Annotated in this window: 23 protein-coding genes and 2 pseudogenes; 5 read left to right on the top strand and 20 right to left on the bottom strand. The window is 43.5% G+C overall.

The window, feature by feature from the left end; all coding sequences use genetic code 11:
• Positions 1-163 precede the first annotated feature (163 nt).
• Together AB5217_RS14430 and AB5217_RS14425 are read right to left on the bottom strand one after the other, a co-directional pair.
• Complete coding sequence (locus tag AB5217_RS14430) at positions 164-3,514, bottom strand: DEAD/DEAH box helicase (RefSeq protein ID WP_042994547.1); 3,351 nt, start codon at positions 3,512-3,514, stop codon at positions 164-166.
• A complete protein-coding gene (locus AB5217_RS14425; RefSeq protein WP_008644752.1) occupies positions 3,511-4,338 on the bottom strand; it encodes a Hachiman antiphage defense system protein HamA in 828 nt (275 codons plus the stop codon). The genes AB5217_RS14430 and AB5217_RS14425 overlap by 4 nt, the downstream gene beginning before the upstream one ends.
• A 511-nt stretch (positions 4,339-4,849) precedes the next feature.
• Here AB5217_RS14425 and AB5217_RS14420 point away from each other — a divergent pair.
• From AB5217_RS14420 to AB5217_RS14400, 5 genes are all read left to right on the top strand, one after another.
• Positions 4,850-5,170, top strand: a complete 321-nt coding sequence (locus tag AB5217_RS14420; RefSeq protein WP_005680083.1) for a helix-turn-helix domain-containing protein — start codon at positions 4,850-4,852, stop codon at positions 5,168-5,170.
• A 12-nt stretch (positions 5,171-5,182) separates the two neighbouring features.
• The gene (locus AB5217_RS14415) at positions 5,183-5,530 is read left to right on the top strand and encodes a hypothetical protein (protein ID WP_005680084.1); all 348 of its coding nucleotides are present in this window, start codon (positions 5,183-5,185) and stop codon (positions 5,528-5,530) included.
• 99 nt (positions 5,531-5,629) lie between these two features.
• Positions 5,630-6,202 carry a DNA cytosine methyltransferase gene (locus tag AB5217_RS14410; protein ID WP_225739788.1) on the top strand — a complete coding sequence of 191 codons (573 nt, stop codon included), beginning with the start codon at positions 5,630-5,632 and terminating at the stop codon, positions 6,200-6,202.
• Entirely contained in the window at positions 6,192-6,749 is a 558-nt protein-coding gene (locus tag AB5217_RS14405; RefSeq protein WP_232289480.1) for a hypothetical protein, read from the top strand. Before AB5217_RS14410 ends, AB5217_RS14405 begins: the two co-directional genes overlap by 11 nt.
• A 48-nt stretch (positions 6,750-6,797) precedes the next feature.
• Complete coding sequence (locus tag AB5217_RS14400; RefSeq protein WP_004308051.1) at positions 6,798-7,571, top strand: phage antirepressor KilAC domain-containing protein; 774 nt, start codon at positions 6,798-6,800, stop codon at positions 7,569-7,571.
• 78 nt (positions 7,572-7,649) lie between these two features.
• Here the strand turns inward: AB5217_RS14400 and AB5217_RS14395 are convergent, their stop codons facing one another.
• The 18 genes and pseudogenes from AB5217_RS14395 to AB5217_RS14310 form a co-directional block, all read right to left on the bottom strand.
• Positions 7,650-8,135: a hypothetical protein gene (locus AB5217_RS14395; protein ID WP_005680086.1), complete on the bottom strand. Its 486-nt coding sequence runs from the start codon at positions 8,133-8,135 to the stop codon at positions 7,650-7,652.
• Between the two features lie 11 nt (positions 8,136-8,146).
• Positions 8,147-8,611, bottom strand: a complete 465-nt coding sequence (locus AB5217_RS14390; protein WP_005680087.1) for a TraQ conjugal transfer family protein — start codon at positions 8,609-8,611, stop codon at positions 8,147-8,149.
• A 51-nt stretch (positions 8,612-8,662) separates the two neighbouring features.
• Complete coding sequence (locus AB5217_RS14385; protein WP_005680089.1) at positions 8,663-9,151, bottom strand: hypothetical protein; 489 nt, start codon at positions 9,149-9,151, stop codon at positions 8,663-8,665.
• 10 nt (positions 9,152-9,161) lie between these two features.
• Positions 9,162-9,745, bottom strand: a pseudogene (locus AB5217_RS14380) (conjugal transfer protein TraO).
• Between the two features lie 2 nt (positions 9,746-9,747).
• Positions 9,748-10,647, bottom strand: coding sequence for a conjugative transposon protein TraN (gene traN / locus AB5217_RS14375; RefSeq protein WP_005680091.1), 900 nt, complete (start codon positions 10,645-10,647; stop codon positions 9,748-9,750).
• A gap of 33 nt (positions 10,648-10,680) precedes the next feature.
• Positions 10,681-11,796, bottom strand: coding sequence for a conjugative transposon protein TraM (gene traM / locus AB5217_RS14370; RefSeq protein ID WP_074706886.1), 1,116 nt, complete (start codon positions 11,794-11,796; stop codon positions 10,681-10,683).
• Complete coding sequence (locus AB5217_RS14365) at positions 11,797-11,985, bottom strand: hypothetical protein (RefSeq protein ID WP_005680093.1); 189 nt, start codon at positions 11,983-11,985, stop codon at positions 11,797-11,799.
• Positions 11,985-12,245, bottom strand: a complete 261-nt coding sequence (locus AB5217_RS14360; RefSeq protein WP_005680094.1) for a hypothetical protein — start codon at positions 12,243-12,245, stop codon at positions 11,985-11,987. Before AB5217_RS14360 ends, AB5217_RS14365 begins: the two co-directional genes overlap by 1 nt.
• Before the next feature lie 12 nt (positions 12,246-12,257).
• Positions 12,258-12,881: pseudogene (gene traK / locus AB5217_RS14355) on the bottom strand (conjugative transposon protein TraK).
• Between the two features lie 21 nt (positions 12,882-12,902).
• Positions 12,903-13,922, bottom strand: a complete 1,020-nt coding sequence (gene traJ / locus AB5217_RS14350) for a conjugative transposon protein TraJ (protein ID WP_008644756.1) — start codon at positions 13,920-13,922, stop codon at positions 12,903-12,905.
• Between the two features lie 24 nt (positions 13,923-13,946).
• Complete coding sequence (locus tag AB5217_RS14345) at positions 13,947-14,579, bottom strand: DUF4141 domain-containing protein (RefSeq protein ID WP_005680097.1); 633 nt, start codon at positions 14,577-14,579, stop codon at positions 13,947-13,949.
• A gap of 20 nt (positions 14,580-14,599) precedes the next feature.
• Positions 14,600-15,043, bottom strand: a complete 444-nt coding sequence (locus AB5217_RS14340) for a conjugal transfer protein TraG (RefSeq protein WP_255344453.1) — start codon at positions 15,041-15,043, stop codon at positions 14,600-14,602.
• 92 nt (positions 15,044-15,135) lie between these two features.
• On the bottom strand, positions 15,136-16,947 hold the full coding sequence (locus AB5217_RS14335) for a reverse transcriptase/maturase family protein (protein WP_004318718.1): 1,812 nt from the start codon (positions 16,945-16,947) through the stop codon (positions 15,136-15,138).
• 546 nt (positions 16,948-17,493) lie between these two features.
• Complete coding sequence (locus AB5217_RS14330) at positions 17,494-19,362, bottom strand: TraG family conjugative transposon ATPase (protein ID WP_309568871.1); 1,869 nt, start codon at positions 19,360-19,362, stop codon at positions 17,494-17,496.
• Positions 19,363-19,419: 57 nt separating this feature from the next.
• Positions 19,420-19,590 carry a DUF3875 domain-containing protein gene (locus AB5217_RS14325; RefSeq protein ID WP_005680104.1) on the bottom strand — a complete coding sequence of 57 codons (171 nt, stop codon included), beginning with the start codon at positions 19,588-19,590 and terminating at the stop codon, positions 19,420-19,422.
• Entirely contained in the window at positions 19,553-19,903 is a 351-nt protein-coding gene (locus AB5217_RS14320) for a DUF4133 domain-containing protein (protein ID WP_008643641.1), read from the bottom strand. Before AB5217_RS14320 ends, AB5217_RS14325 begins: the two co-directional genes overlap by 38 nt.
• Positions 19,904-19,914: 11 nt before the next feature.
• Entirely contained in the window at positions 19,915-20,181 is a 267-nt protein-coding gene (locus AB5217_RS14315) for a DUF4134 domain-containing protein (RefSeq protein ID WP_085931613.1), read from the bottom strand.
• A 452-nt stretch (positions 20,182-20,633) separates the two neighbouring features.
• Positions 20,634-21,386, bottom strand: coding sequence for a hypothetical protein (locus AB5217_RS14310; protein ID WP_008643639.1), 753 nt, complete (start codon positions 21,384-21,386; stop codon positions 20,634-20,636).
• Positions 21,387-21,389 lie beyond the last annotated feature (3 nt).

Below are 21,389 nucleotides of genomic sequence, written 5' to 3'. Positions count from 1 at the left end.
ACGACAAAGATAGTCAATGTTGTTAATAGTTACAAGTTAATCAAAACTTATTTTAGTTTGTAATTGGTTGTTTAATGCTTCAAGAATAGGCCTTATAGCGATAAATTAACAACTAATAATGTCTAAATACTTATTCTCATCTCTTCCCAAAAGTATATAGTAATTACGTAAATACCACATAAGGATTCATGCAAGTTATTTTCCAAAGTTTATCATCTTCGTCATAATCAAAGTAAATTCCATTAATATTACTGACTTTAGAAAAGTCAATATCTGATTCACCTATTTCATTTATAACACTAAAATTCGGACTAACTAAATATTGCTTATCATTAATTATTCTTGCCATTAACCTTTTTGTTCTTTTATGTACTTTTCCATATCTGAAGTTAGGAACTTTTTTAATTTTTATAAATTTTCTCTTCGAAAATCTTACTAATAAATCGATCCATAATGCTGCATTTTCTGATACTTGGTTTTTATAGTAATCAGCATGGTCTATTAAATCTTGTTTATATGTTCTAATGCTTTTTTCCCAAAGATCATCATCATATAAGTTGGCAATTTCATAGGCAGAAATCCTTGAGCGAATTCCTGCTTGATAGATTTTAACTGATTTTATGTTAGGTAATCCTAATTCTACAAGAATAGCCAATTCTTCGATAGTATCCGCTTCTTCAATTAAATTCTGTTTCTTCATTTTCTTTGAAATACCATTGAGAACCCAAGGCATATTGAAAGAATAATGTTGAGTTACTATATTAACTGCATTTTCATGTTGAACGATATCTGACATGGATATTCCACTTAACCACTTTTTTCGTATCTCTTTTATATCAACACTATCTTCAAATTTTTCTTTATATATATTCACATCTCTAATGACGTCTTCTATATTTTCAAGAAGTGAAATGCGTTCTTCTAATGTTTTATCACTTACTATATAGCTTTGAACAATACTAATAATCTCGCTAAGCTTCTCATCTATTTGCAAATCTGAATTGATTGGAATACCAGAAGATACAATACTTTCCCAAATACTTTTTTCTATCCCTACCTTTTTTGTTATACCTTTAATTCTAGCCTTTATAAAATCGAGAACTTCATCGCCAGTAATATCTTCATAATATTGAGCTTGTATATAGGCTAAGGATTTAGTAAAATAACTATCAATCCATTCCAATGTGTTTCCTTCAAAATTATTCGAATTATGCAATGATAATAATCCGTCATCAATCAAATCAAGAAGATCATTAACTTCATCTAAAGACTCATCAATTTCATTAATACGATTTTCAGCAAGTAAATTAATTAAGTTATCAAATGCTATTCCGTTAAGTTGAGCCACTGTTTTAAGTGTCCTTATTAGTTCCAAACAACCACTCTCTGCTCTATCTATATTACTCTTATTAAGATATGCAGAAATCATTTTTCTTTCCCAATTTATTTTATTCTCGTCTTTTTTGGTTATATCATGAGCAACTAAAATTTTGCCTTCATGATCTACAAAAGCATGCCCCGCTCTACCAGCAATATTCCAAAAATCTCTTTTCGTAATAGGATTACCTGATTGATACAAAGTTGAGAAAATTACAGTAGAAACTCCAAGATTAACTCCTTGTCCTAATGTTGAAGTCGCTATAATAACTCTTGGCTTCTCACTTCTCATTAATCTTTCTAAGGGAATTCGCACATCTGAGATCAAATCTGCATTATGACAGAAAATTCCTTGTTTAGCAAACTTAACCCATTCCGTATCTTCACCATAAGATTCTATGCAAGCCAGTTTAAAGGCTCTCCAATTGGCCTTGTTTCTAAATCTAAACTTCTGTTCTTCAGGCTGAATACATTTTTCATACTCTCTTGCAATGGCAAAAACAGATTTCTTGATTCCAACGAATATTAAAACAGGACCAAACTTCCTTAGTTTATATGCAGTAGAAGCTATGGCTTGGTTCTTATTTTCAGGAAAGTAATGCATTATCCTTTCTTTAGGCTTCTTAGGCAACTTTTGTCGCATAATAAAATTAGGATTAAATGAATTTCTTTCTGCATCAGTGCTTTTCCAATTTAAATTCACAGAAACTCCATTCCATTCCATTATTCCGATTCTTTCATCAGAAGGTCGCCAATTCTCTTTGTAAACATTATCAGTAGAATCCGTTAGCCATTCAGATAGATCTTCTGCATTGGGTAAAACGGCAGATAATAACAAGAATCTTCCACCATTAGCTTTTACATGATACTTTAATTCCTCATAAAACATTTCATTAACTATGAGTCTTTTATCAGTTCCCAATAAATGTCCTTCATCTATAATTACAAGTTTGATACATGATAAAATATCCTCATTGCTTCTAAAGAGTGCTTTGGCCTTTTCTGGTGTTGCTACAATTACGGATGATTCGTCTATAATTCTTTCATCAAGCTTACTAAATAAACTTCCACCATATAGATGTGAGACTGAAACATCAAGATTGCTAAAAATCTCATCAAACGAATTTTCTATTTCGTAAGCTAGTGATCTATAAGGGGCTATAAAAAGAATTTTCGCTTTAGGTTCATTTAATAGACAGTTTAAAATCGCAATTTCACCAATTCTTGTTTTTCCACTACTTGTAGGAATGCTAACAATACTCCCCTGCTTATTATTCAAAACCTTTGGTAAAGAGTTTCTTTGAGTAAGAAACAATTCTGTTATACTGCCATTTTTATAAACTAATGATTGTATATACTTTAACGGAAGTTTATCTTCCGTATTAAAATAATTTCCTAATACATACCATAATGAGGATTCTTTAAATCCATCTATAATGAGAAGTAATAATCGAATAACCCACCAAACATCAGGTTCACCTCTCATTGCGGCTACTTCTTGAAGATTTACAAGATCCTTTTTTGCAATTTCTAAAAAATCTTTGTTTCCTGTCTGATAAAATTGCACATAATAATTTAATGATTTTGCTATAATTATCTCATAAATTTTTGTAGCATTATCTTCTTCAAAATGTTCAGCCAGATATTCATCCCCATAACTGGAGTTTGTAATAAGTTTATCGATTTCACTTAATAACTGATCAAATTTTCTATTAAGAAATAGAGATACTAAACTTGAAATCATTGTATCACTCTCAAGTTTGCCTATAAGTATAAATGCCTTAGAGTATTGAAAACAAACGTAATAAGAAAGAGCGGAGATTAGACAAAATAGTTTCTTATTTTTTGTCTGAATATGAATAGAACCGTGTATATACTCAAGTATTAAAGCTCCTTTTTCTAGAGAATGAGATGCTTTTAGATAATTATGTTCACTAAAATAATTACATCCAATATTTAGATATTTGAAAGCTAAGATATTTAGCTGCTCATCTTTAATTGTATATCGAGGAAAATTTTCTTTAGATTCTTCCGTATTATATAGGATATATCTAGCGTTAGCTTGAGCTATTAAGTTTTGCAAAGTAGAATCTGATTCTAATTCTTGGTAGCTTTTTTCAACATGCTCTATATTCATAATAAATCAGGGTTAGATATTAGTTCTTCTGCTTTTTCAAATATGGATTTAATAAACTCTTCTGGCTGACCAATTCCAATAGAAATGAAAACCAAATTTGAATTATCACTATTCAAATGTTTTTCAACTGTTTCTGAAGTCTTGGTATTACTTAGTAACAAACCAACATAAATAAGGTCGCCTCTATCTTTTATATCTTGCACTATATAATCATCCAGCTTTCGAGCAAGTAATTCATCTGATTTTGCTATTTCTTCTACTAAGAAAGTGTACGATAAAGGCAAAGTATCTTTGTTTAAAGATTTGGTAATATCTTCAACTACATTCTTTTGAGGAGTAGTGCGAAATTTCGATTCTCCCAAATAAATTTTGATTTTCTCATTACCATTTTCTTCAAATAAATCAACCATCAAAGTGTCATCTCCTTTAATGGCTTGATCAACATTTGGATTATATTTCAATTTATATACCTTGATAAATTCTTTTTTTTGTGATGCTTGAATATAATCAGTAAGTAATATTTCCGTAGCATTACCTTTTTTCACCTTATCCGTAATAGGTAATTTTCTATGCTGCTCTGCATATTTAGCAAAGCCTAAACTTTTATATTTTTCTTTTAACCTAGATATTCTAAACTGAGTATAATGGTGATTAATTATTTTTTTTGCCATCCATTCTATTAACTCATCATCTACAGCTGTAATTTCAGTAAGTTCCCTGTGGCATTTCATATAGGAATCTGGCAAATCATTTGCAGCAAGCCATTTCCCATAAGGATGTGAATTATCTGGATGCTTCCCAATTAACAGTTCTTGTTTCGTCATAATTTTTAGTTTAAAACAAAGGAAAAATCATTTTACTGCTTTAAAACTGGCAGAAACAGTATTGTAGTAGCGCAATCCAGCTACATATTCTGTTGCTCTGTACAATTTCAAGTATTACTCTAACACAAATGTAATTAATGTTTTTGACGGTTACAAGTTAATCTGAATTTATTAGAAGGCTTGGTATTAATTGGAGGGTACTAAAAAACTTTTTATAGAAAATTACCCCTCTACTGATAGTTCTGAGAAGAGTAAAATCTGATTTTTGGGGTGCCCTTCATTATATTGTTTACCTATAAATATCTTTTTGAAAAGAATGGTAACTACTGCTATTTTTCTTTCTACCTTAAAGGAAGAAAAAAAGCATTCTGTAAATCGACATTGATACTAAGTAAGTTACAAAGAAAATATGGGGCTGGCGGTTACCGTCAGCCCTATTTTTTCATGCCCAATTTTGAAAACTTTGCAACCGAAGAAAGAAAAATAACCCATTGGAACAAAGGAATATTTTATGGAAGAGAACAGAAATGATATTGAGATACTCAAAGCAATGATAAAGGAAAACTTTGAGGAACAACGAAAACTGATTGCCAAGCTGGAAACGGCTCTGGAAGCAGTAACCAGTTTCAACGGCAAGCAAATGCTGGACAGCCGGGATATGCGCCTGATGCTGAAAGTATGCGACCGGACACTGATCCGCTGGCGTAATTCCGGCAAACTCCCATTTTTCAAACTCAGCGGCAAGATTTACTTCTGGGCTTCTGACGTATATAAATTCCTGAGAGAAGAATGTCTAAACGAAGATTTCATATCCGATTCTATTAACTCATAAATAAAAATTCACATGGAAAATCAAGCTAAAGTAATCGTCATAGAACGAAACAAATTCGCATCACTTGTCAAATCACACCGCAAATGTCTTCAGATGCTGAACATCCTGACCTACATCTACACAGTTAAGGAAGTAAGCCTGACCCTGACCTTGCAGGAAATCTGTGAAGTCCTGCACATGACTCCCGAGGAAGTGGAGATACAGCGACAGAAAGGATATATCCGCTTCACGACACAGAAAGGGATGACCGTCTATGAAATCACGGACCTGCTCCGATTGGAGAATATGCTGGAGATGGGGAGTGTCTATCGTAAGATCGACAAAAAAGTAATGAATCTCGAACCTCTAAATAATGAATAAACAATGAAAGAAGAAGAGCAAGACAAGAAACAGCGGAAGCGTCTGGTACACGCTTCTCTGTTTAGTGGATTCGGCGCCCCAGACCTGGCTGCCGAATGAATGGGATGGCAGAATGCCTTCCATTGTGAGATAGACGATTTTTGTAATACCATTTTAAATTACTGGTTTAAAGATGCAAAAAGTTATACAGATGTCGCAACGACAGATTTCAGAGAATGGAGAGGAAAAATCAATGTCCTTACAGGAGGTTTTCCTTGTCAACCATTCTCTGTCGCAGGCCAAAGAAAAGGAGCGGATGATAACCGTTACCTCTGGCCTCATATGCTCAGGGCCATACATGAGATCAGGCCCGATTGGGTCATTGGTGAGAACGTTGCTGGCATCCTCACGATGGTACAGCCCGGCCAGGAGACTGAAGTGGGAAGTCAGTCCACTCTATTCGGAGAGAGTGAGCCTGTATTTAAAAGACGGCAGCAATATGTTGTTGAAACCATTTGCCGTGATCTTGAACGTGAAGGATATTCCGTCCAGCCGGTACTTATACCGGCTTGTGCCGTCGGAGCTCCCCACCGCCGGGACCGGGTATGGTTTATTGCCCACCGTGACAGCCCAGGATTACAAGCGCAGGGGACCGAACAGCCGCCAGCAGGGATTGCCGGAGATGATCCATGAAATACTCCTTCCCACTCCATTGGCTACGGAGATACACCATCCGGAAAGGGTTCACAAATGGAAACAGGCCCATGCTCCATCCCTGCACAGCCAGCTCAAAGGGGAGAAGAAACCCAACGGATTGAGCGACTTTCTGGACTTTTACGGGATGCTGCTGCCCACCCCGGTAGCCAGCGATGCCGGTGTGGGTGCGGTAATGGGGAAAAACGACAAGATCATAGTGACACCGAAAGGAAAGGTGAGAAAGATCAATCAGAAAGGCCATGTCTGGAGTGTAGGGCTTGGGAGGATGGCGGAGCTTCTGCCCACTCCGACAGCGAGGGACTGGAAGGGCGCGGCAAGCCCGGAAAGTCTGGAGAAGAGAGGCCGGATACCGGAAAAGAACAGCCTGCCCGATTTCTTCGCCCGGACTGGAAAGAGTTTCCAGCTGAATCCCCTGTTTGTAGCCGAGATGATGGGCTTCCCCCCCGACTGGACGGTATCTCCTTTTCTCGGTGAAGACAGGCATCCATTAAAGGATACGGGAACGCTATCGTCCCCCAGGTAGTCTACGAGATATTTAAAGCAATAGAAGAAACCTATAAATTAAACAGTCATGAATAAAGTATCAATATTTGAACATCCTGAGTTCGGACGCATCCGGACACTGGAAATTGACGGGAAAATATGGTTCTGCGCCTCAGATGTTGCCGCCGCACTTGGCTACTCCAATCCGAGAGATGCCGTCGTAAGACATTGTAAACCAATGGGCGTCGTGGTTTACGACACCCCTACACGCAGTGCCGTCCAGAAAATCAAGTACATCAGCGAAGGGAACGTATACCGGCTGATTGCCGGTAGCAAGCTGCCTTCCGCTGAGAAATTCGAAAGCTGGATATTTGATGAACTGGTTCCCGAAACACTAAAGAACGGTGGCTATCTTCTTAAGAAGAATGGCGAAACGGATAATGAACTACTTGCGCGTGCCATATTGCTCGCACAGAACCGTATAAAAGAGCGAGACAGCCGTATTTCAGCATTGGAGAAGGAGAACAACTATGCTATCCTGAAACTCAAGCTACAGGCCCCAAAAGTTCAGTATTATGACAAAGTCCTCCAATCCCAAAGCACCTACACGACCACACAGATAGCGAAAGAATTGGGAATGACTGCCGGTATGCTGAACAAACGGCTTCGATGGGCAGGCATCCAGTTCCGTCAATCCGGTCAATGGCTGCTCAAAGCTCCTTATCAGAATCAAGGCTATACGGCAACCCGGACCCATGTATGGGAAAGCCGCACAGGAGAAACCGGCACGGCCATGTTGACCGTTTGGACGGAAAAGGGTCGGTTATTCATACATTATCTTTTTGAGGCTTATCTGGTATAGCCGGAATATAAGACTGGGATAAATAAAAAAGCTACTGAAACAAAAATTCAGTAGCTTTTTTATTGCTTTCAATTGATACTATCTCAACCGTGGTCCCGTTTTCTTCTTTTCTTTCACAGGCACAATCTCTTGTCGGGGTGCTTCTTGCGGCCTTATCCTTTCACTTACAGTCTCACTCTGAAGAAGCCTGTTTAAATACCGGAGGTCCTTCAGCAATTTCTGTTTGCATTCTATCTCCAGGGAATGGGCCATATTCGACATCGGGCTGGTACTTTTCTTGACAAGCGGACCGTTCAGGAGATCATCTTCTATATACAGGGTATAACGCTTCAAAATCCCTTCAATATCCTTCGGCGTTTCAGCGGCATCAATCGCCTCCTGAATGGCCTTATAATTCTTATCCATATAACAGGCCTTATACAAGTCATCGGCATGCCAGTCAAAGAAATGAAGATAGTTTTTTCCCAGTTGCTGGTTATACTCTTTTATATCGCTTTCCACAACCCCTTTCTTCTTGTCAAGATATTGCTGCAATTGTTCGATCCTTAAATCACTTTTATCCATTGTTGTCCGATTTATAGTTCCATGTCCGTTTCAGTTTTGCTCTGAAAGGATATATCCAGTTCTCTTTCCTGATGGAAATTATCCGCTATCACGAATTTAATCTCCGCATTCTTGCTGCTTCGGTTATGATAGAAGAGCGTGAATACCTGGCGGCAGGGATCGCTGTCATCCAACTCCGCTATCGAATCCAACGGTTGCATCTCCCGGTTCACCAGATAGACCTTCTTCTTGTCGTACACCTCGCCGCTGCCCTCCATCTGTATATAACCGATTTGATAGCCGGCTTCCTCATAGTTTCCGCTACGATTGAGTGTCAGACGAATCTCCACGGTTTCATCCGGGGAAATGGTCTTCTGGAGATACCAGGACGTTAGCGAGAAATCATAAGCCTGCTGTACTTCCAATTTATCATCACAGCCACCCAGCAGGCAAAGCAATGTGAGCATGATACCACTTATTATTAATTTCATCTTCATGATTTTACGTATTACTAAATGAATAATTTACTTGATTGAGTCCGTTGTCGGCTAACGCCTGATGCCCGTTTTTATCTTTCTTTCAGGCGGCTCTTCTCTCTTCTTTTCTGTTTTATTAGCCGTCTGTTGCAAATTCTCTTCGGGAGGCGTTTGCGCAAGGATATTCGCGAATTCCCGGTAATCCCTAACCAACTGCTGCATACACTCCAACTTCAGGAAATGGGCAACATTCGTTGTCCGGCTGGAACTGTTACAATCCACCTGACCGTTCAACAGTTTGCTCTCACAGTAAGCAATGTTGTCCTCAACAATATTCCGAACCGTATCCATGTCCTTTGCCCCGTCCACCGCCTGCCGGAGTATCTTATAACACCCGGACATAAAATGAGACTTATACAGGCTCTCCGCATTCCATTCGAAAAAGTGCAGGAAATTCCCATTCATCTTCTTGCTTTGTTCACGTATGTCCCGGTCTTCCCGGTTTATTTTCATATCCAGCCAATGAAGCATCTCATCCACGTTCCAATTGCCTTGTTCCATACTATTGCCGCTAATTAAAAATGTACTTGACACCGACAACTACCGCCGTGTGGAAATTCCCCACGGATGATCCGAAGAATATCCTCTGGCGGACATTGAAAAGAAAAACCAGCCTGTCGGAAAGGAACGCCTCCATCTCGAAAGCCGGGGCAAAACCATAAATGAAGCATCCGTCATTCTTTAAAGTCGCCCCGTCATAGAGCAGCTTGCAGTTCCAGTTGGTCGTCTCATAACCCGCCAGAGCGGAAAGACCGGCAGAGAAGAACACGTTCCTGCCACGGTCCGAGAAGAACGGCACGAAATAGCCTACCTCTCCGGTAAACTGCGCTTTGGGAATCGCAATGTCCTTGTAGGAATAGTGCTTCTTCACATAATCGCCCCGAACAGCCAGCGGGAATGGTTCCGGTTATACCGGCTCAGAGCCACTCCGAGCTGAAAGTTACCACGCAGATGCTTCACATTCGAACCGAAGTCGTCCACACCGCCTAACATGAGCTGGATACCTTTCTGTCCCGGCAGGTAACGCTGGGCAAAGCATTCGCCTGCCGCAAAGGGCAGACAAATGCATAACATAATAAATAAAACTCTTTTCATGATTACTCACCGATTAATTCATTCACAATACGCGCATCCACCAGATCACTGTTCTCCATATAGAACCGCTGGTGACGGCCTCCCCCTTTCTCGTAAATTTCCACTTCCAGCAACTTGTCGTCAGGAATGACAATCTTCGGGAAGGCATACACGATACGTCCCGTGCTCTTTCCCACGATGCGTGTCAGGGCATTGAGCGTGCGTACCGGTTCAATATAAGTTTCCTGCCGGGCCGTCCTTTTGGCTATCTTCTTATCCACTATCTTAAACCGCACGAAATCCACATCGAAAGGCACATTGGAATTGTTCGTCAGGGAAACATGGAAGAATATCAGGTCCTTATGCACATAAATGCCCTTCAAAAGAGCCTGCATCCCGAACTGCCTGCACCCGATATGCTTCACGTCCCTGCGGTCCAGCCGGTGGATGGTGTACATCACGCTGGCAATGACCGTCGGATCTTCCTCGCCCAGTTCCGTGACACGGATGGAACTGCCTCCCTTCTTTTCTCCCTCGTCCGGGTTCATCCACTGGTCCATATTGATATTCAGCGTGGAAGGCTCCTCCTTATAAACCACATTGAAAGAAAAGAAAGAACCGTCTCCCGTAATCACGGAGAAGTTCGTCTCGCCCGGAAACTCCTTCACCGCCGCCTTGACACGCACCACATTCTCGACCCCGTCAGCTTTACCTGCGATGATATTGTTACTTCCCAGGTCCACGTAACGAACTTCAGTGGGAAAGAGGATATGCACCGTCTTTCCGAAAGTGACCTCTATCTTATAAGGAGTGATATGCTGGCCCGCCGTCAGAATCCTGACGGGATTTGCCGGTCTTTCTTCCTGTGCGAAACCGGATACCGAGGCCAGTACAGCCATCAATAATGCTATTACTATTTTCATTGTCTTATCTTTTTTATTAAAGTGAATAATCCGTTATTGTTTCTTTGTGACCAGCAGCACCTTATATCCGGCTTTCAGCGTCACCTTGACCGCACGGACCCGCCCGGCAATCAACCGCGTGCCGCCCTGCATGACTCCGCGCGTCAGGTCCATGACCACCTGCTGTCCGGCAGAACGTGCGAATGATACGCTGTTTCCCATGCTCTCGCTGACCGTCCCAGCCGCATCCTTTGCCGCATTGCGGGTTTCCGATCCGGGAACGAAAATCCCTTTTTGCCCGTCTATATCGTAAGTCGCCAACTGCACGGGGATGATATTTCCGGCATACTCGATGCTGCTGATCAGGATATCCAGACGCTCTCCCTGTATGACCGCCGCACCCGTTACCAGACTGTTCTCCGGAACGGTAATACTTCCTGCCTGCAGAGGTTGCAGCAACCGGAGTCTTACCCTGCCTCCCTGCTCAATGGTCTGGTTCTCCGAAATGCAGGCGGCGATGGTATTCGTCCCCATTTGGTAGCTGCTCCCGACAGCAGTATTAAAACCGTAATTCCTCTCGACAGTGAGCGAAGCGATAAAAGCGGAATCCGTAACAGGTCGTGAAAGGCCGGAAGTCGTCTGATACTCCGCCCGCTGAACCGGAACAACTTCCGTGGGTTCTTCTCCGACAGCTTTCTCCCGAACCGTATCCTTGTCAGGGTTCAGATACTTTGCCGCCATCCTGTAGGAACGCTCCATCAGTTCTTCACGGGTAGCCGCCTTGCTCTTTTCCTTTTCCGCCTCTTCCAGTTTTTTATTCAGTTCGTCCACTTTTCTTTCCAGATCGCCGCTTGCCGTCTCTTTGGGAGTTTCATAGAAATCATCCAACTGCCCGGAGATTTGCTCGTAGGTATTAACAGACTGTTGCAACCGGTCTCCGTCCTTTTCTTTTTCACCGGTATCGGATGATTTTCCATTATTCATCAATGTCCCGGCAAGCTGCTCCAGCGACTTCATCCGGCTTTCTTCCTCCACTTCCGCCTGCTGCTTCTCATAGGCGGCGGTCTTCTTATCAACCAGTTTGGCCGTGGTAGGCTCCGGCACGTTCACATTGAATCCTGAATTTCCGGGAGCTTCCGTCCCGTTTTCCTTGCCGGTGGGGGCAAATATTCAGTACATGACTCCCAGGAAGACCAGCACAAAGGCCGGAATCACAATGAACTTCCTTCTTTTTTCCATCTCTTCCGGTGTGAGCACCTTCTTCTCTTTTTCCGGTTCTTCCTTCAAGGCTCTGACGTTTTCCGGCTGTACCGCCGTTTCTTCTGCCGCTTCGGGCTTTTCCAAATCTTTATCTTCCATTACTCGTGGGTTTTAGGGTGATACATTATACTGTCTTTATCCGCCCGGTGGATGGAGTCCGCCGGATGGACAAACGGCAACTCCTTTTGTGTGCCGTGGGAGAGAAAACGCCCGAAAGCGCGTGTTACGGTGATAGCACATAGAACGGTACTGATAGCCAGCATGCCCACAAGCACTCCCTTACGCTCTTTTTCGGACAGCTCCTCGCAAACGTTCTTTAGCTTTTCGCTGATCTCTGTCTTTATCTTCCTGCTTTTCATTACCTTATTATATTAGCGTTCAACGGTCCTTATATCCCTGTTTTCCAAAATCTCAAAGCGTTCCGCCATGAAGCCTTGCGGATTATTATCCGACCTGACCGTACTCTGCAGGAAGCAACGGGTGACCAGGGAACGCTCGGTGATATTGCTGTTTCGGATAATCATCTGCCGGGCAAAGGTGGTGATCCGGTACGGATAGTTATCGAAATCACACTGCATGCTGTCCACCAGGACAGTCTGGTTGATATTGCCGCTGATCAGACGGTTATAATAGCCTTTCTCGTTCCAATCCCGGTAATAACTATAAAGACTCTTGTCCGCCAGATACATGGCCCGGTTGATATTGGATTCGATAGCGGCCTTATCGGGAGCCAGCGTAAAGAACAGTTCATGCATGCGGCGCACATGCTCGCGGGCCTCCACCGGACGGTTCAATGCCGCATCCTGGGATAACGCCACTATGAGTGACTTGCCCTGATCCAATACATATACCTTCTCCCGTTGCTGGTTGGCAAAGAGATAGGACCTTCAAATGGCATACGTAGTCAGCGAGGCGCAAATGCCCAGAAAGACCAACGTGAACAGACGGATCTGCCTGAACGAGGATTCGATGTTTTTTAAACTTTTAAATTCCATAATTTTATGTTTTTTCAATTTCTACTTTTTCAATAATACGGCACCGACGTTTCCCGTTGAAGCACCCGCCGCAGCACCGGCTACATTGGTCACCTTGGATGCCGTATTGTTGACATTCCGGTTATAGGAACTCATACCTCCCGCCTGGACAATCCAGTTCGAAACAGTCGGCACACAAAAATATCCGATAATGCCGATGACCATGAATATCAGATAGATGGCCGAGGAACCGTCTACGTCGATGATACTCATCGGATCGGCCATCAGGTTCATCTCTTCCTGCAGGATGAGCGTCTGTATCTTGGCAAGCATCGCCCCGAATAGGTCTGATACCGGCAGCCAGAGATAGACACTGATATAGCGTGCCAGCCATTGGATGAGCGTGTTCTGCAGCCCGTCAAAAACACTCAGGGCAAAGGCTATCGGCCCCAAAATGCTCAAGACTATCAAAAAGAAGGTACGGATCGTGTCGATGACCAGCGAGGCAGACTGGAAGAGAATCTCCAGCAATTTGCGCATGACCATCTGGACAATACCTTGCAGGGAGAAGGCATACGAAACCTCATACATGGTCTGCAAGGCCGTATGTTCCTCCTCACTCCAGCCCATGTTATCCAGTTCCGCATCCAGCTCCTCATTGTAAGCAAAGACACGTCCGGTCATCATCGTCTTAGCCATCATGTCCGCACGGAGCTTGTCCTTCTCCTGCTGGTACTTCTGCAAGTCGAAGGTCTGGTCACGGAGCAGCATTCCGGTTCCCTGAACGATGGGGCTAAAGATACCGTTGAGAGTTCCCAGCACCATCACGTCAAAGAAAAGGATACACATGCCCAGGACAAAAGGCCGTAACATCGAAAAGACATCGATGGGCTCCGCACGGGAGAGAGACTGCCAGACACGGTAAGCGATATAGAACAAAGCCCCTAATGCAGCGAGTGCCATCGCCATGTCCATCATCGGGTGGCAGAGTTTGGTCATCGTATCATAGAGATTCCGAAGAATCTGGTGCATATTTTCAAATGAAATGGATAATAATACCATAATTGATTCTTTTAAAATTGTAGACTACCAATAACGCTCATCCTTGCCGTACAGGTCGAATACCTGTTGCTGCTCGTTCTTCTCCTTGGCACGCAGGTAGGATACATGCAGGTTCTTGCGGGTGTAGTAGTTGGCCAATTCCTTGTAATGTGTCATTTCCCTGTATACCCGGTTCACCAGGTCGATGCGTTCCTTGTCGTTCATGGACATGCCGGTGGGGTTGATGATATTCTTCAGCTCTGCAATGCTGCGGCTGCTCTTCTTCATGATGGTGTTATAACCGGCAGCTATCGCATTCAGTTCCCGCTGGCTGAAATTCTTGTCGGTCAGCATCTTGCCGAAATTGTTTACATAAATTTCAGAAATGTCACTGAGCATCAGGACGGACTCTTTTACTTTCTCACTGCCGCTGATCAAGTCATTCACCTTACGCAGTTTATCATAATACTCACGCCCCTGTTCGAAAATCTTTGAGGTCTCTTTCCATGTGGAAAGTGCATTTTGAGCCGTTTCAGATGTTTCCACCATTTCATTGACACTGTTCACGATACCCTGGACGAGGTTGCCCGGATCGCTGACCACCCATTGTGCCTGCACGCTTGCCGGTACCATAAAGGGCGACAGGACAAACAACATGCTTAAAATTCTCTTTTTCATTGCTTCTTGATTTTAATCGTTTATTTTTTCTTTTTCTTCTCTTTAGCCAATACGCGGATCGCCTGCTCCATATTACCGCCCAGCTTCTCGGTCATTTGTGTGACTTCCAACTTTTCGGTTTCTTCTGTGGTATAGGTGAGATACTCCTCGACAGAGGTCTCTGTTGCATAGACAGCAGACTGGACACCACCCAGACCAATCCAAACTTCCTTATACTTCCTTGCCGGATCGTTAGCCTGATTGATAGACAGGATTTGTCCTTTTTCTTTGTCGGTCAGTCCGAGCAGGGACTGTACGGAGTCAAACTTGTTGATATACTTTCGCTGATCCAATAGAATCTTGCAATCGGCATTGTTGATGATGGTGTCCTTGATAATGGGACTTGACACGATATCATCCAACTCTTGAGTGACAACCACAGCCTCACCGAAGTACTTTCTAACCGTTTTGTGTAGGCTAAGCACCCAGCGCCTTATCATATTTCTATGGTAGGTTTCCAAATGCTCGCCCCCGAACCGGACTTACACCTCTCAGCGTATCCGGCTCTCCACTAATTTCAGTCTATCTTTCCGTCATGTATCTTCTTGTGACAACTCCTGCACACGGCAATCGTCTTGCGTTTACGGGCAATCATGTGTCGTTCCCAGCTTTCCTTTCCCTGCAAGTTCTTTAGTTTCCTTACATGGTGCATAACAAGGTCGTCTGTCGCTCCACATAATTCACACTCACGGGCTTTCAGCCTTTCAACAAGGCTTGTCCGCCCCGCAGTATAAATTGTTCGTGGCATAATGTCACATTCCGATTTATAGGTGGGCTTCTTTCGTTTGAAGCCACCGTCGTAAAAGTATCTTTCCTTTACACCAGTTTTAGTCATGTGCGTTACGATAAACCTACCGTTCTTACGATATTTCTTGTTTACCTTACGTGTTCGGCACTTATATTTGCCTGCAAACGTTTTGTACATGCTGTATTCCATGATGTACTTGAAATTATTCAAGGCATGGGCGCAGTTGTTGGCTATGGAGTAGTAATTATAGAACCCCACGATTTCCCGATTATAACTATCAAGGATTTCAAGGTCGTCATTGAATATCAGTCCCGATTTACATTTCGGTTTCCATATTTCCTTTCCGTTACGGTTTGTCAGTTCCAAGACTCCCCAATCGAAAAGTTTTTTACGGACTGTTTCCGTACTGACATTCAAGCAGACCCTTTTACCATAGGTTCTTCTCAATCTACCCCGTTTATCCCGTCTTTGGTCATTGGACTTTCTTACAGTGATTTCATATCCGAGAAACTTGGCCGGTCTTTCCGTGTGAGTGACAAGTGTCTTTTCATCGGACAGCTCCAATGCCAGTCTGTCAGCAAGGAAGTTTTTAATATCTTCTTTTATCTGTTGCGCATCCTGCTTGCTTCCGATAATTCCCACAAGAAAATCATCTGCATATCTTGCATATTTCATTCTTCTGTAATCGGCATCCATTTCTTCGCCGTTGGGATATTTAGCCCGTCCTTGTTCTATTGCTTTCAGTTCAAGGATTAGCTTTGTCCTTTGCCTTTCGTCTTTTACGAACTTCAATCTTCGCACAATACGTTTTCTTGCATTGCCAAAGTCCATACTTTCTCTACTGAATTTTCGTTTCTTCCCTTTGTCGAATTTGGCTGTGTATTCCTTTATATACTTATCCAGCTTGTCAAGGTATATATTAGCCAATATCGGGCTGATGATACCCCCTTGCGGTGTGCCACTGTAAGTATTGTGGAATTGCCAGTCTTCGATATATCCCGCTTTCATAAACTTGCGTATCAATCGGATGAAGCGTTCATCCGCAATACGCTCCAAGAGAATGTTTATCAATACATCATGGTTTATATTATCAAAGAAGCCTTTTATGTCTCCCTCCACAAACCATTTTGCACCATTAAACTCCTTTTGGATATGAGTTAATGCAGTATGGCAGCTTCGATTGGGACGGAAACCATGCGAGGTGTATTCAAAATTTCCCTCGTATATGGCTTCCAGTACCATTCTTACTACTTCTTGTATCAACTTGTCATTGAAAGTCGGCACGCCAAGAGGTCTTTTCTTACCGTTTTTCTTCGGTATGTACACCCTCTTTGACGGTTGGGGCTGGTACGTTTCATCTTTTAACGTATCAATCAACTTTTCAATTCGTTTCAGGCTCATGTTGTCAATGGTCTGACCGTCTGAACCTTTAGTCATGTTACCCTCTTTAGCGTAGATACGCTGATAGGCAACGTAGAACATTTCCTCATTGAACAAAATTCTGTAAAGACGTTCAAACTTATAGCTTGCATCCTTACTGTGTTCTGATAGACTGTTTAATACTCTTTCTGGACTTCTCATAATGTCTCTCACATTTTCCGTTAATTGTATTAATAATTAGCTGCTTCCCTTCGCCATGTACAAGGCGTTACCTTGCTCAAACTACTATGGAAGCTCCGTTACCACTCCGAATTTTCATAGGTCGAACCTAATAGCCTTTCGGCACTTCGGGATAGGTAATCCCCGTTTATTACATCGTAACTGTTGGCATGATAGATTGTCGGATACGACTTCCGTCCTTTACTCGCTTACTGCGGTTGTGTCGTGATAAGTTCTTGCTACCTTCATTCCTATACACTGAAGTAGTATCACGATATGGCGATTGATAGTTACCTTACGCCATAGCCTCAAGGGGGACCATTCGGACTATCGTTCAATCAATTCGGACTTTATCCTCATATCTATCTTTTCATCTCGCCATTCAGTCGCAGTTTGGTAACTAACTGACTTATGACTTTTCCGACATGCTACACTCCCTGCTCGGTTAAGTTTTCCCGAAACAGATAAGTCGGCTGATGATAGGTCATTTTCAAAGAACACTTTCCTAATCTCTTGCCAAAGAGATATTTACGATGCAACCTTTACGGGCGCACACAAAAACTTTATATAATCGGCCATGCCTTCCCGTGCGATAGCCTTCCAAGCTTCTTCCACAACTATCATCTTCCGAACCCCATGCAAACGTCTCATTTTGTTAATAAACGCCTCCATGATGATGACAGTCACGACCGGGAAAAGGATTTTGTGCTCCTTAATTTCGTCAATTTCAAATACCACAAAACGCTTGTTCAACAGGTCGAGCTGCTCATCCGAATTCAGCAGATAATCATATTCTCCACCACGGTAGTATGGAGCCAATACATTCAGAAAGTTAGTGAGATCGAAATCCTTCTCGCGGTAATGCTTCTCCTCCAGTATTCCACGGAACTCTCCCTGTACGAACTCGTAGAAAGTATTAAAAGAAGGAACCAGTTCATTGTCCTCCTTTATCTTTTCAAGGAACAGGTTAACCGCCATTGAAAGGGCTACTTCCTCGGCACGGGTAATGACTTCCGTATCCCTTTTCCAGAGTGACATGATCAGTGTTTTAATGGACTCTTTCTTCTCCAGGTCAAAGACCTTATCCTCGGTAAAGAATGGATTAAAAGCTATCGGGCGTTTTTCACTATAGGTATAATACACACCGTCCTCACCGTTTGTACGCTGATGGATCAGGTCGCATAAGCCCTTGTAACTGTTACCTATATCGATCAATATAATGTGGGTGCCCTGTTCCCAATATTGCCTGACGAGATGGTTCATAAAAAACGACTTGCCCGAACCGGATGGCCCGATGACCAGCTTGTTACGGTTGGTTGTAATACCGCGACGCATCGGCTCGTCCGAAATATCCAGATGCAGGGGCTTCCCGTTTGTCCGGTCTGCCATTTTGATACCGAAGGGCGACAGGGAATCCGCATAGTTCGTCTCTTCCGTGAAAAAGCAGACTCCCTGTTCGATGAAAGTAAAAAAGGACTCCTCCGAAGGGAAATCCCCCTCACCGCCGGGAATGCCCGCCCAATACAAGGCAGGCGCGTCAATGGTATTGTAACGGGGCTTGCATCCCATCAGGGCCAGGGCGGAACCGGTATCGTTCTTTATCACCTTGAGCTTCTCCCGGTTGTCCGACCATGCCATGACATTGCAATGGCAACGGATGGCGGTCAGCCCGAAAGAATGCGCCTCGTCCAGATACGCGTCAATCCACTGCTTGTTGAGCTGGTTGGCACGGCTGTACTTGGAAAGCGAGTGCATGTTACGTGCCGTCTTCTCAAAGCGTTGCAGGATTTCTGCCGAATCATCAATGAACAGGAACTGGTTATAGATATGGTCACAGGAGAGCATCAGCCCCACAGGAGCGGCAAAACTCAGACGGCAGTCACTGCGGTCGGTGGAGTATTTCTCATAGCGGGTATCCGTCTGGACACTGCCGGGAAGATCATCCACGTCGGAAAGCGTATGCACGCAGAGCGTATTGTCCCCGATGCGCATCTTGGACGCGCTCATCTGTATATCCTTCAGTGTGGTCGTGTCCTGTTGTGAAAGAGAAAAATATTTCTCGATCAGTCCGGCCTGTTGCGGTGTGCCGACAATCTCATCGGTGGTCAACCGTTCCAGACGGATAAAGACCGAGTCATTCAGGATGCGCTCGAACTGGTCGACACTCTCCAGAAAGCGGCTGACCGCATCCTTGTCCCGGACTTCCTTCGGAATGATATTCCCCCGGCAGAGGATGGAGAAATTGCTCCGGCTACGGCTGCGCTCCCTAGTCGTCTTAGTGATGAACAGGTAAGAAAAATGATTTAAATAAGGCCGTTCATTGAAATGCAGCTCGAAAGAACGATCCAGAAAGCTCATCCCGTCTTTATGCGTGTCGGCCCTGTAATTCTCTTTCAGGAACCAGTCCTGGCGGTGTACTATCGTATAGTTCGGCAGTACCTTGACTGCCTTTGTTCATGTGCCGTGCATGGATACATAATCTGCGGAAGTGACCGTGAACAGCTCCGGCAGAAAGACCTTGAAGCCGATGGTCACGTCCGCGTCTTTGGAGAGAATGCACCCTTCCTCCACGGACAGGATCGGAAACTTACTTTCCAGCGTTGCGGCTTTTAATATATTTCTCATGAATGCGTTTTTTAAATAAGGAAGATATACGTTTGCGATTGATGATATAGGACGGGTGGTACTTGACTGCGGCCAGCTTCATCAGGCCGTTGGGACCATACTTCTTGTTCAGGTAGAACACCCCGAAGATCAGAGAGAAAGCGGAGAGGACACCGAAACCGATACAGAACCACCGGTCAATACCTATCATATAGAAGATGACGAACAGCAGGAAAATGGCCAGCAAGCCCCCGACAAAGAAGTACAGGTATTGTGCCTGCAAGCCGTTGAATTCCACGTTGCGGCCGATTCCCTTGTTGATATTGTATTCCATAGTCTGCTATATTACAGGAAGAAGGAACGAAGGACTGTCGCCGCGACGATGAGGAAGACGCAGGCTCCAAACCAGCTCCCGGCGGTTTTACCTGTGTCGGGGTCGCCGCTGCTGAACTTCGAATATACCTTAATGGCACCTATCAGCCCCACAATAGCCCCTGCCGCATATATCAACTTGGTGGCGGGGTCAAAATAACCGGTAAGCATGGATGTAGCCTTTGTTATACCGGCACTTCCGTCCCCTTCGGCATAGGCACCCAAGGTGGAAACAGCTATTCATGCGATAAGCGCAACCGTCTTTTTAAAATGTCTTTTCATATGCAATCTAATTTTTTAGTGTGAATAAAAATCTTGTTTCAAACAATCCGCAGGAAGTTGCCCTCCTGCGGATTTGTCTCTTGCAACCACGATGTCTTTTTAGAATCAACCTGAGTCATAGTAACCAATCATAGGTACCTCCGTTTTTAAGGGGTTAATCACTCTTTTAATGTTCGCTCCGGTAAAGGGAAAGGATCAACCGGAATCATAGAAGCCTCTCATATCTCTATATCTTCTTTTCTAACAGGTTATACACTACGTCTCAAGAACTCGTCCTGCCCGGATCAACCGGAGTCAAAGAAATCTTTCATGCTTTTTCGTCTTTTTAGGTTATACATTCTGTTTTAAAACTCGCTGCACCCGGATCAACCGGAATCATAATACTGTCTCATATTCCTTACTTGTTCTATTTATTCGGGCACATGCTCCCTAATATCAAATTCCCGGAGAATGTCGTCCCTATTCTTTCCTGTCAATAAATGGGGCTCGCCCCGGTCCACATACAAGCGCATATAGCGTTTCAGTTTATCGCTGCTTCCCAGGACGCTCGCCTGCAGTACCCTTTCCATGTTCGTGCCTTCCAGCTTTTGGAAAGTCTGCCGGGCCTGTTCCTGTTCCGCTTCCGTAAGTTCGTCCGATGCCATTGCTTTCTCAATCATATCCATATCGTCAAAGGTGACACCGGTTGCCCGGTGGGGATTGCTCCGCTGTACGTATCCTGTAATCTCGTAGCGTTCGGGAATCTCCTCTTTTTCTTCACCGGAAGAAGGAGAGGCCTCCCGCATATAATCAATTTCAGGATAATTCAGTTTTTGAAAAGGAGCCGGGACTTCCGGGAATTTCGTATTCTTATCAAGGGGTTCGCGCACTCGGAGAACCGGCTCTGTTTTCTTTTCGGGAGTAAAGGTATCACTCTTTTCTATGCCTGATTCAGGCTGTCCGCTATTGTCATCTATTGTCAGTGATTGTCGTATTTGGTATCGGCTTTTGCCTATTATTTCCGTCTCGGATGAGGAAGCTGCCGGATGGATGGTGACAGGCGTAGCCCGACGTTCCTTCCTGTCCTTTCTGCCTCTCCATGTGAAAATGCTGCCTGTATGCACATACTTTTCAATACTCAGGTAAGAGGCATAAATGAACAGGATAATAAAAAGGTATTCCATGTC

The sequence above is a fragment of the Bacteroides sp. MSSM.1001136sp1_RTP21357st2_D2_RTP21359_211015 genome (assembly GCF_040913205.1).
GTDB lineage: Bacteria > Bacteroidota > Bacteroidia > Bacteroidales > Bacteroidaceae > Bacteroides > Bacteroides ovatus.
The sequence above is the reverse complement of the archived record's forward strand: the minus strand, read 5'-3'. Positions and strand labels throughout refer to the sequence as shown.

What these genes read in the sequence shown, in the direction of transcription:
- AB5217_RS14430 (WP_042994547.1), bottom strand. Translation starts at nt 3,514, where the DNA reads ATGAATATAGAGCATGTTGAAAAAAGCTACCAAGAATTAGAATCAGAT.
- AB5217_RS14425 (WP_008644752.1), bottom strand. Translation starts at nt 4,338, where the DNA reads ATGACGAAACAAGAACTGTTAATTGGGAAGCATCCAGATAATTCACAT.
- AB5217_RS14420 (WP_005680083.1), top strand. Translation starts at nt 4,850, where the DNA reads ATGGAAGAGAACAGAAATGATATTGAGATACTCAAAGCAATGATAAAG.
- AB5217_RS14415 (WP_005680084.1), top strand. Translation starts at nt 5,183, where the DNA reads ATGGAAAATCAAGCTAAAGTAATCGTCATAGAACGAAACAAATTCGCA.
- AB5217_RS14410 (WP_225739788.1), top strand. Translation starts at nt 5,630, where the DNA reads ATGGGATGGCAGAATGCCTTCCATTGTGAGATAGACGATTTTTGTAAT.
- AB5217_RS14405 (WP_232289480.1), top strand. Translation starts at nt 6,192, where the DNA reads ATGATCCATGAAATACTCCTTCCCACTCCATTGGCTACGGAGATACAC.
- AB5217_RS14400 (WP_004308051.1), top strand. Translation starts at nt 6,798, where the DNA reads ATGAATAAAGTATCAATATTTGAACATCCTGAGTTCGGACGCATCCGG.
- AB5217_RS14395 (WP_005680086.1), bottom strand. Translation starts at nt 8,135, where the DNA reads ATGGATAAAAGTGATTTAAGGATCGAACAATTGCAGCAATATCTTGAC.
- AB5217_RS14390 (WP_005680087.1), bottom strand. Translation starts at nt 8,611, where the DNA reads ATGAAGATGAAATTAATAATAAGTGGTATCATGCTCACATTGCTTTGC.
- AB5217_RS14385 (WP_005680089.1), bottom strand. Translation starts at nt 9,151, where the DNA reads ATGGAACAAGGCAATTGGAACGTGGATGAGATGCTTCATTGGCTGGAT.
- traN (WP_005680091.1), bottom strand. Translation starts at nt 10,647, where the DNA reads ATGAAAATAGTAATAGCATTATTGATGGCTGTACTGGCCTCGGTATCC.
- AB5217_RS14365 (WP_005680093.1), bottom strand. Translation starts at nt 11,985, where the DNA reads ATGGAAGATAAAGATTTGGAAAAGCCCGAAGCGGCAGAAGAAACGGCG.
- AB5217_RS14360 (WP_005680094.1), bottom strand. Translation starts at nt 12,245, where the DNA reads ATGAAAAGCAGGAAGATAAAGACAGAGATCAGCGAAAAGCTAAAGAAC.
- traJ (WP_008644756.1), bottom strand. Translation starts at nt 13,922, where the DNA reads ATGGTATTATTATCCATTTCATTTGAAAATATGCACCAGATTCTTCGG.
- AB5217_RS14345 (WP_005680097.1), bottom strand. Translation starts at nt 14,579, where the DNA reads ATGAAAAAGAGAATTTTAAGCATGTTGTTTGTCCTGTCGCCCTTTATG.
- AB5217_RS14335 (WP_004318718.1), bottom strand. Translation starts at nt 16,947, where the DNA reads ATGAGAAGTCCAGAAAGAGTATTAAACAGTCTATCAGAACACAGTAAG.
- AB5217_RS14325 (WP_005680104.1), bottom strand. Translation starts at nt 19,590, where the DNA reads ATGAGAAATATATTAAAAGCCGCAACGCTGGAAAGTAAGTTTCCGATC.
- AB5217_RS14320 (WP_008643641.1), bottom strand. Translation starts at nt 19,903, where the DNA reads ATGGAATACAATATCAACAAGGGAATCGGCCGCAACGTGGAATTCAAC.
- AB5217_RS14310 (WP_008643639.1), bottom strand. Translation starts at nt 21,386, where the DNA reads ATGGAATACCTTTTTATTATCCTGTTCATTTATGCCTCTTACCTGAGT.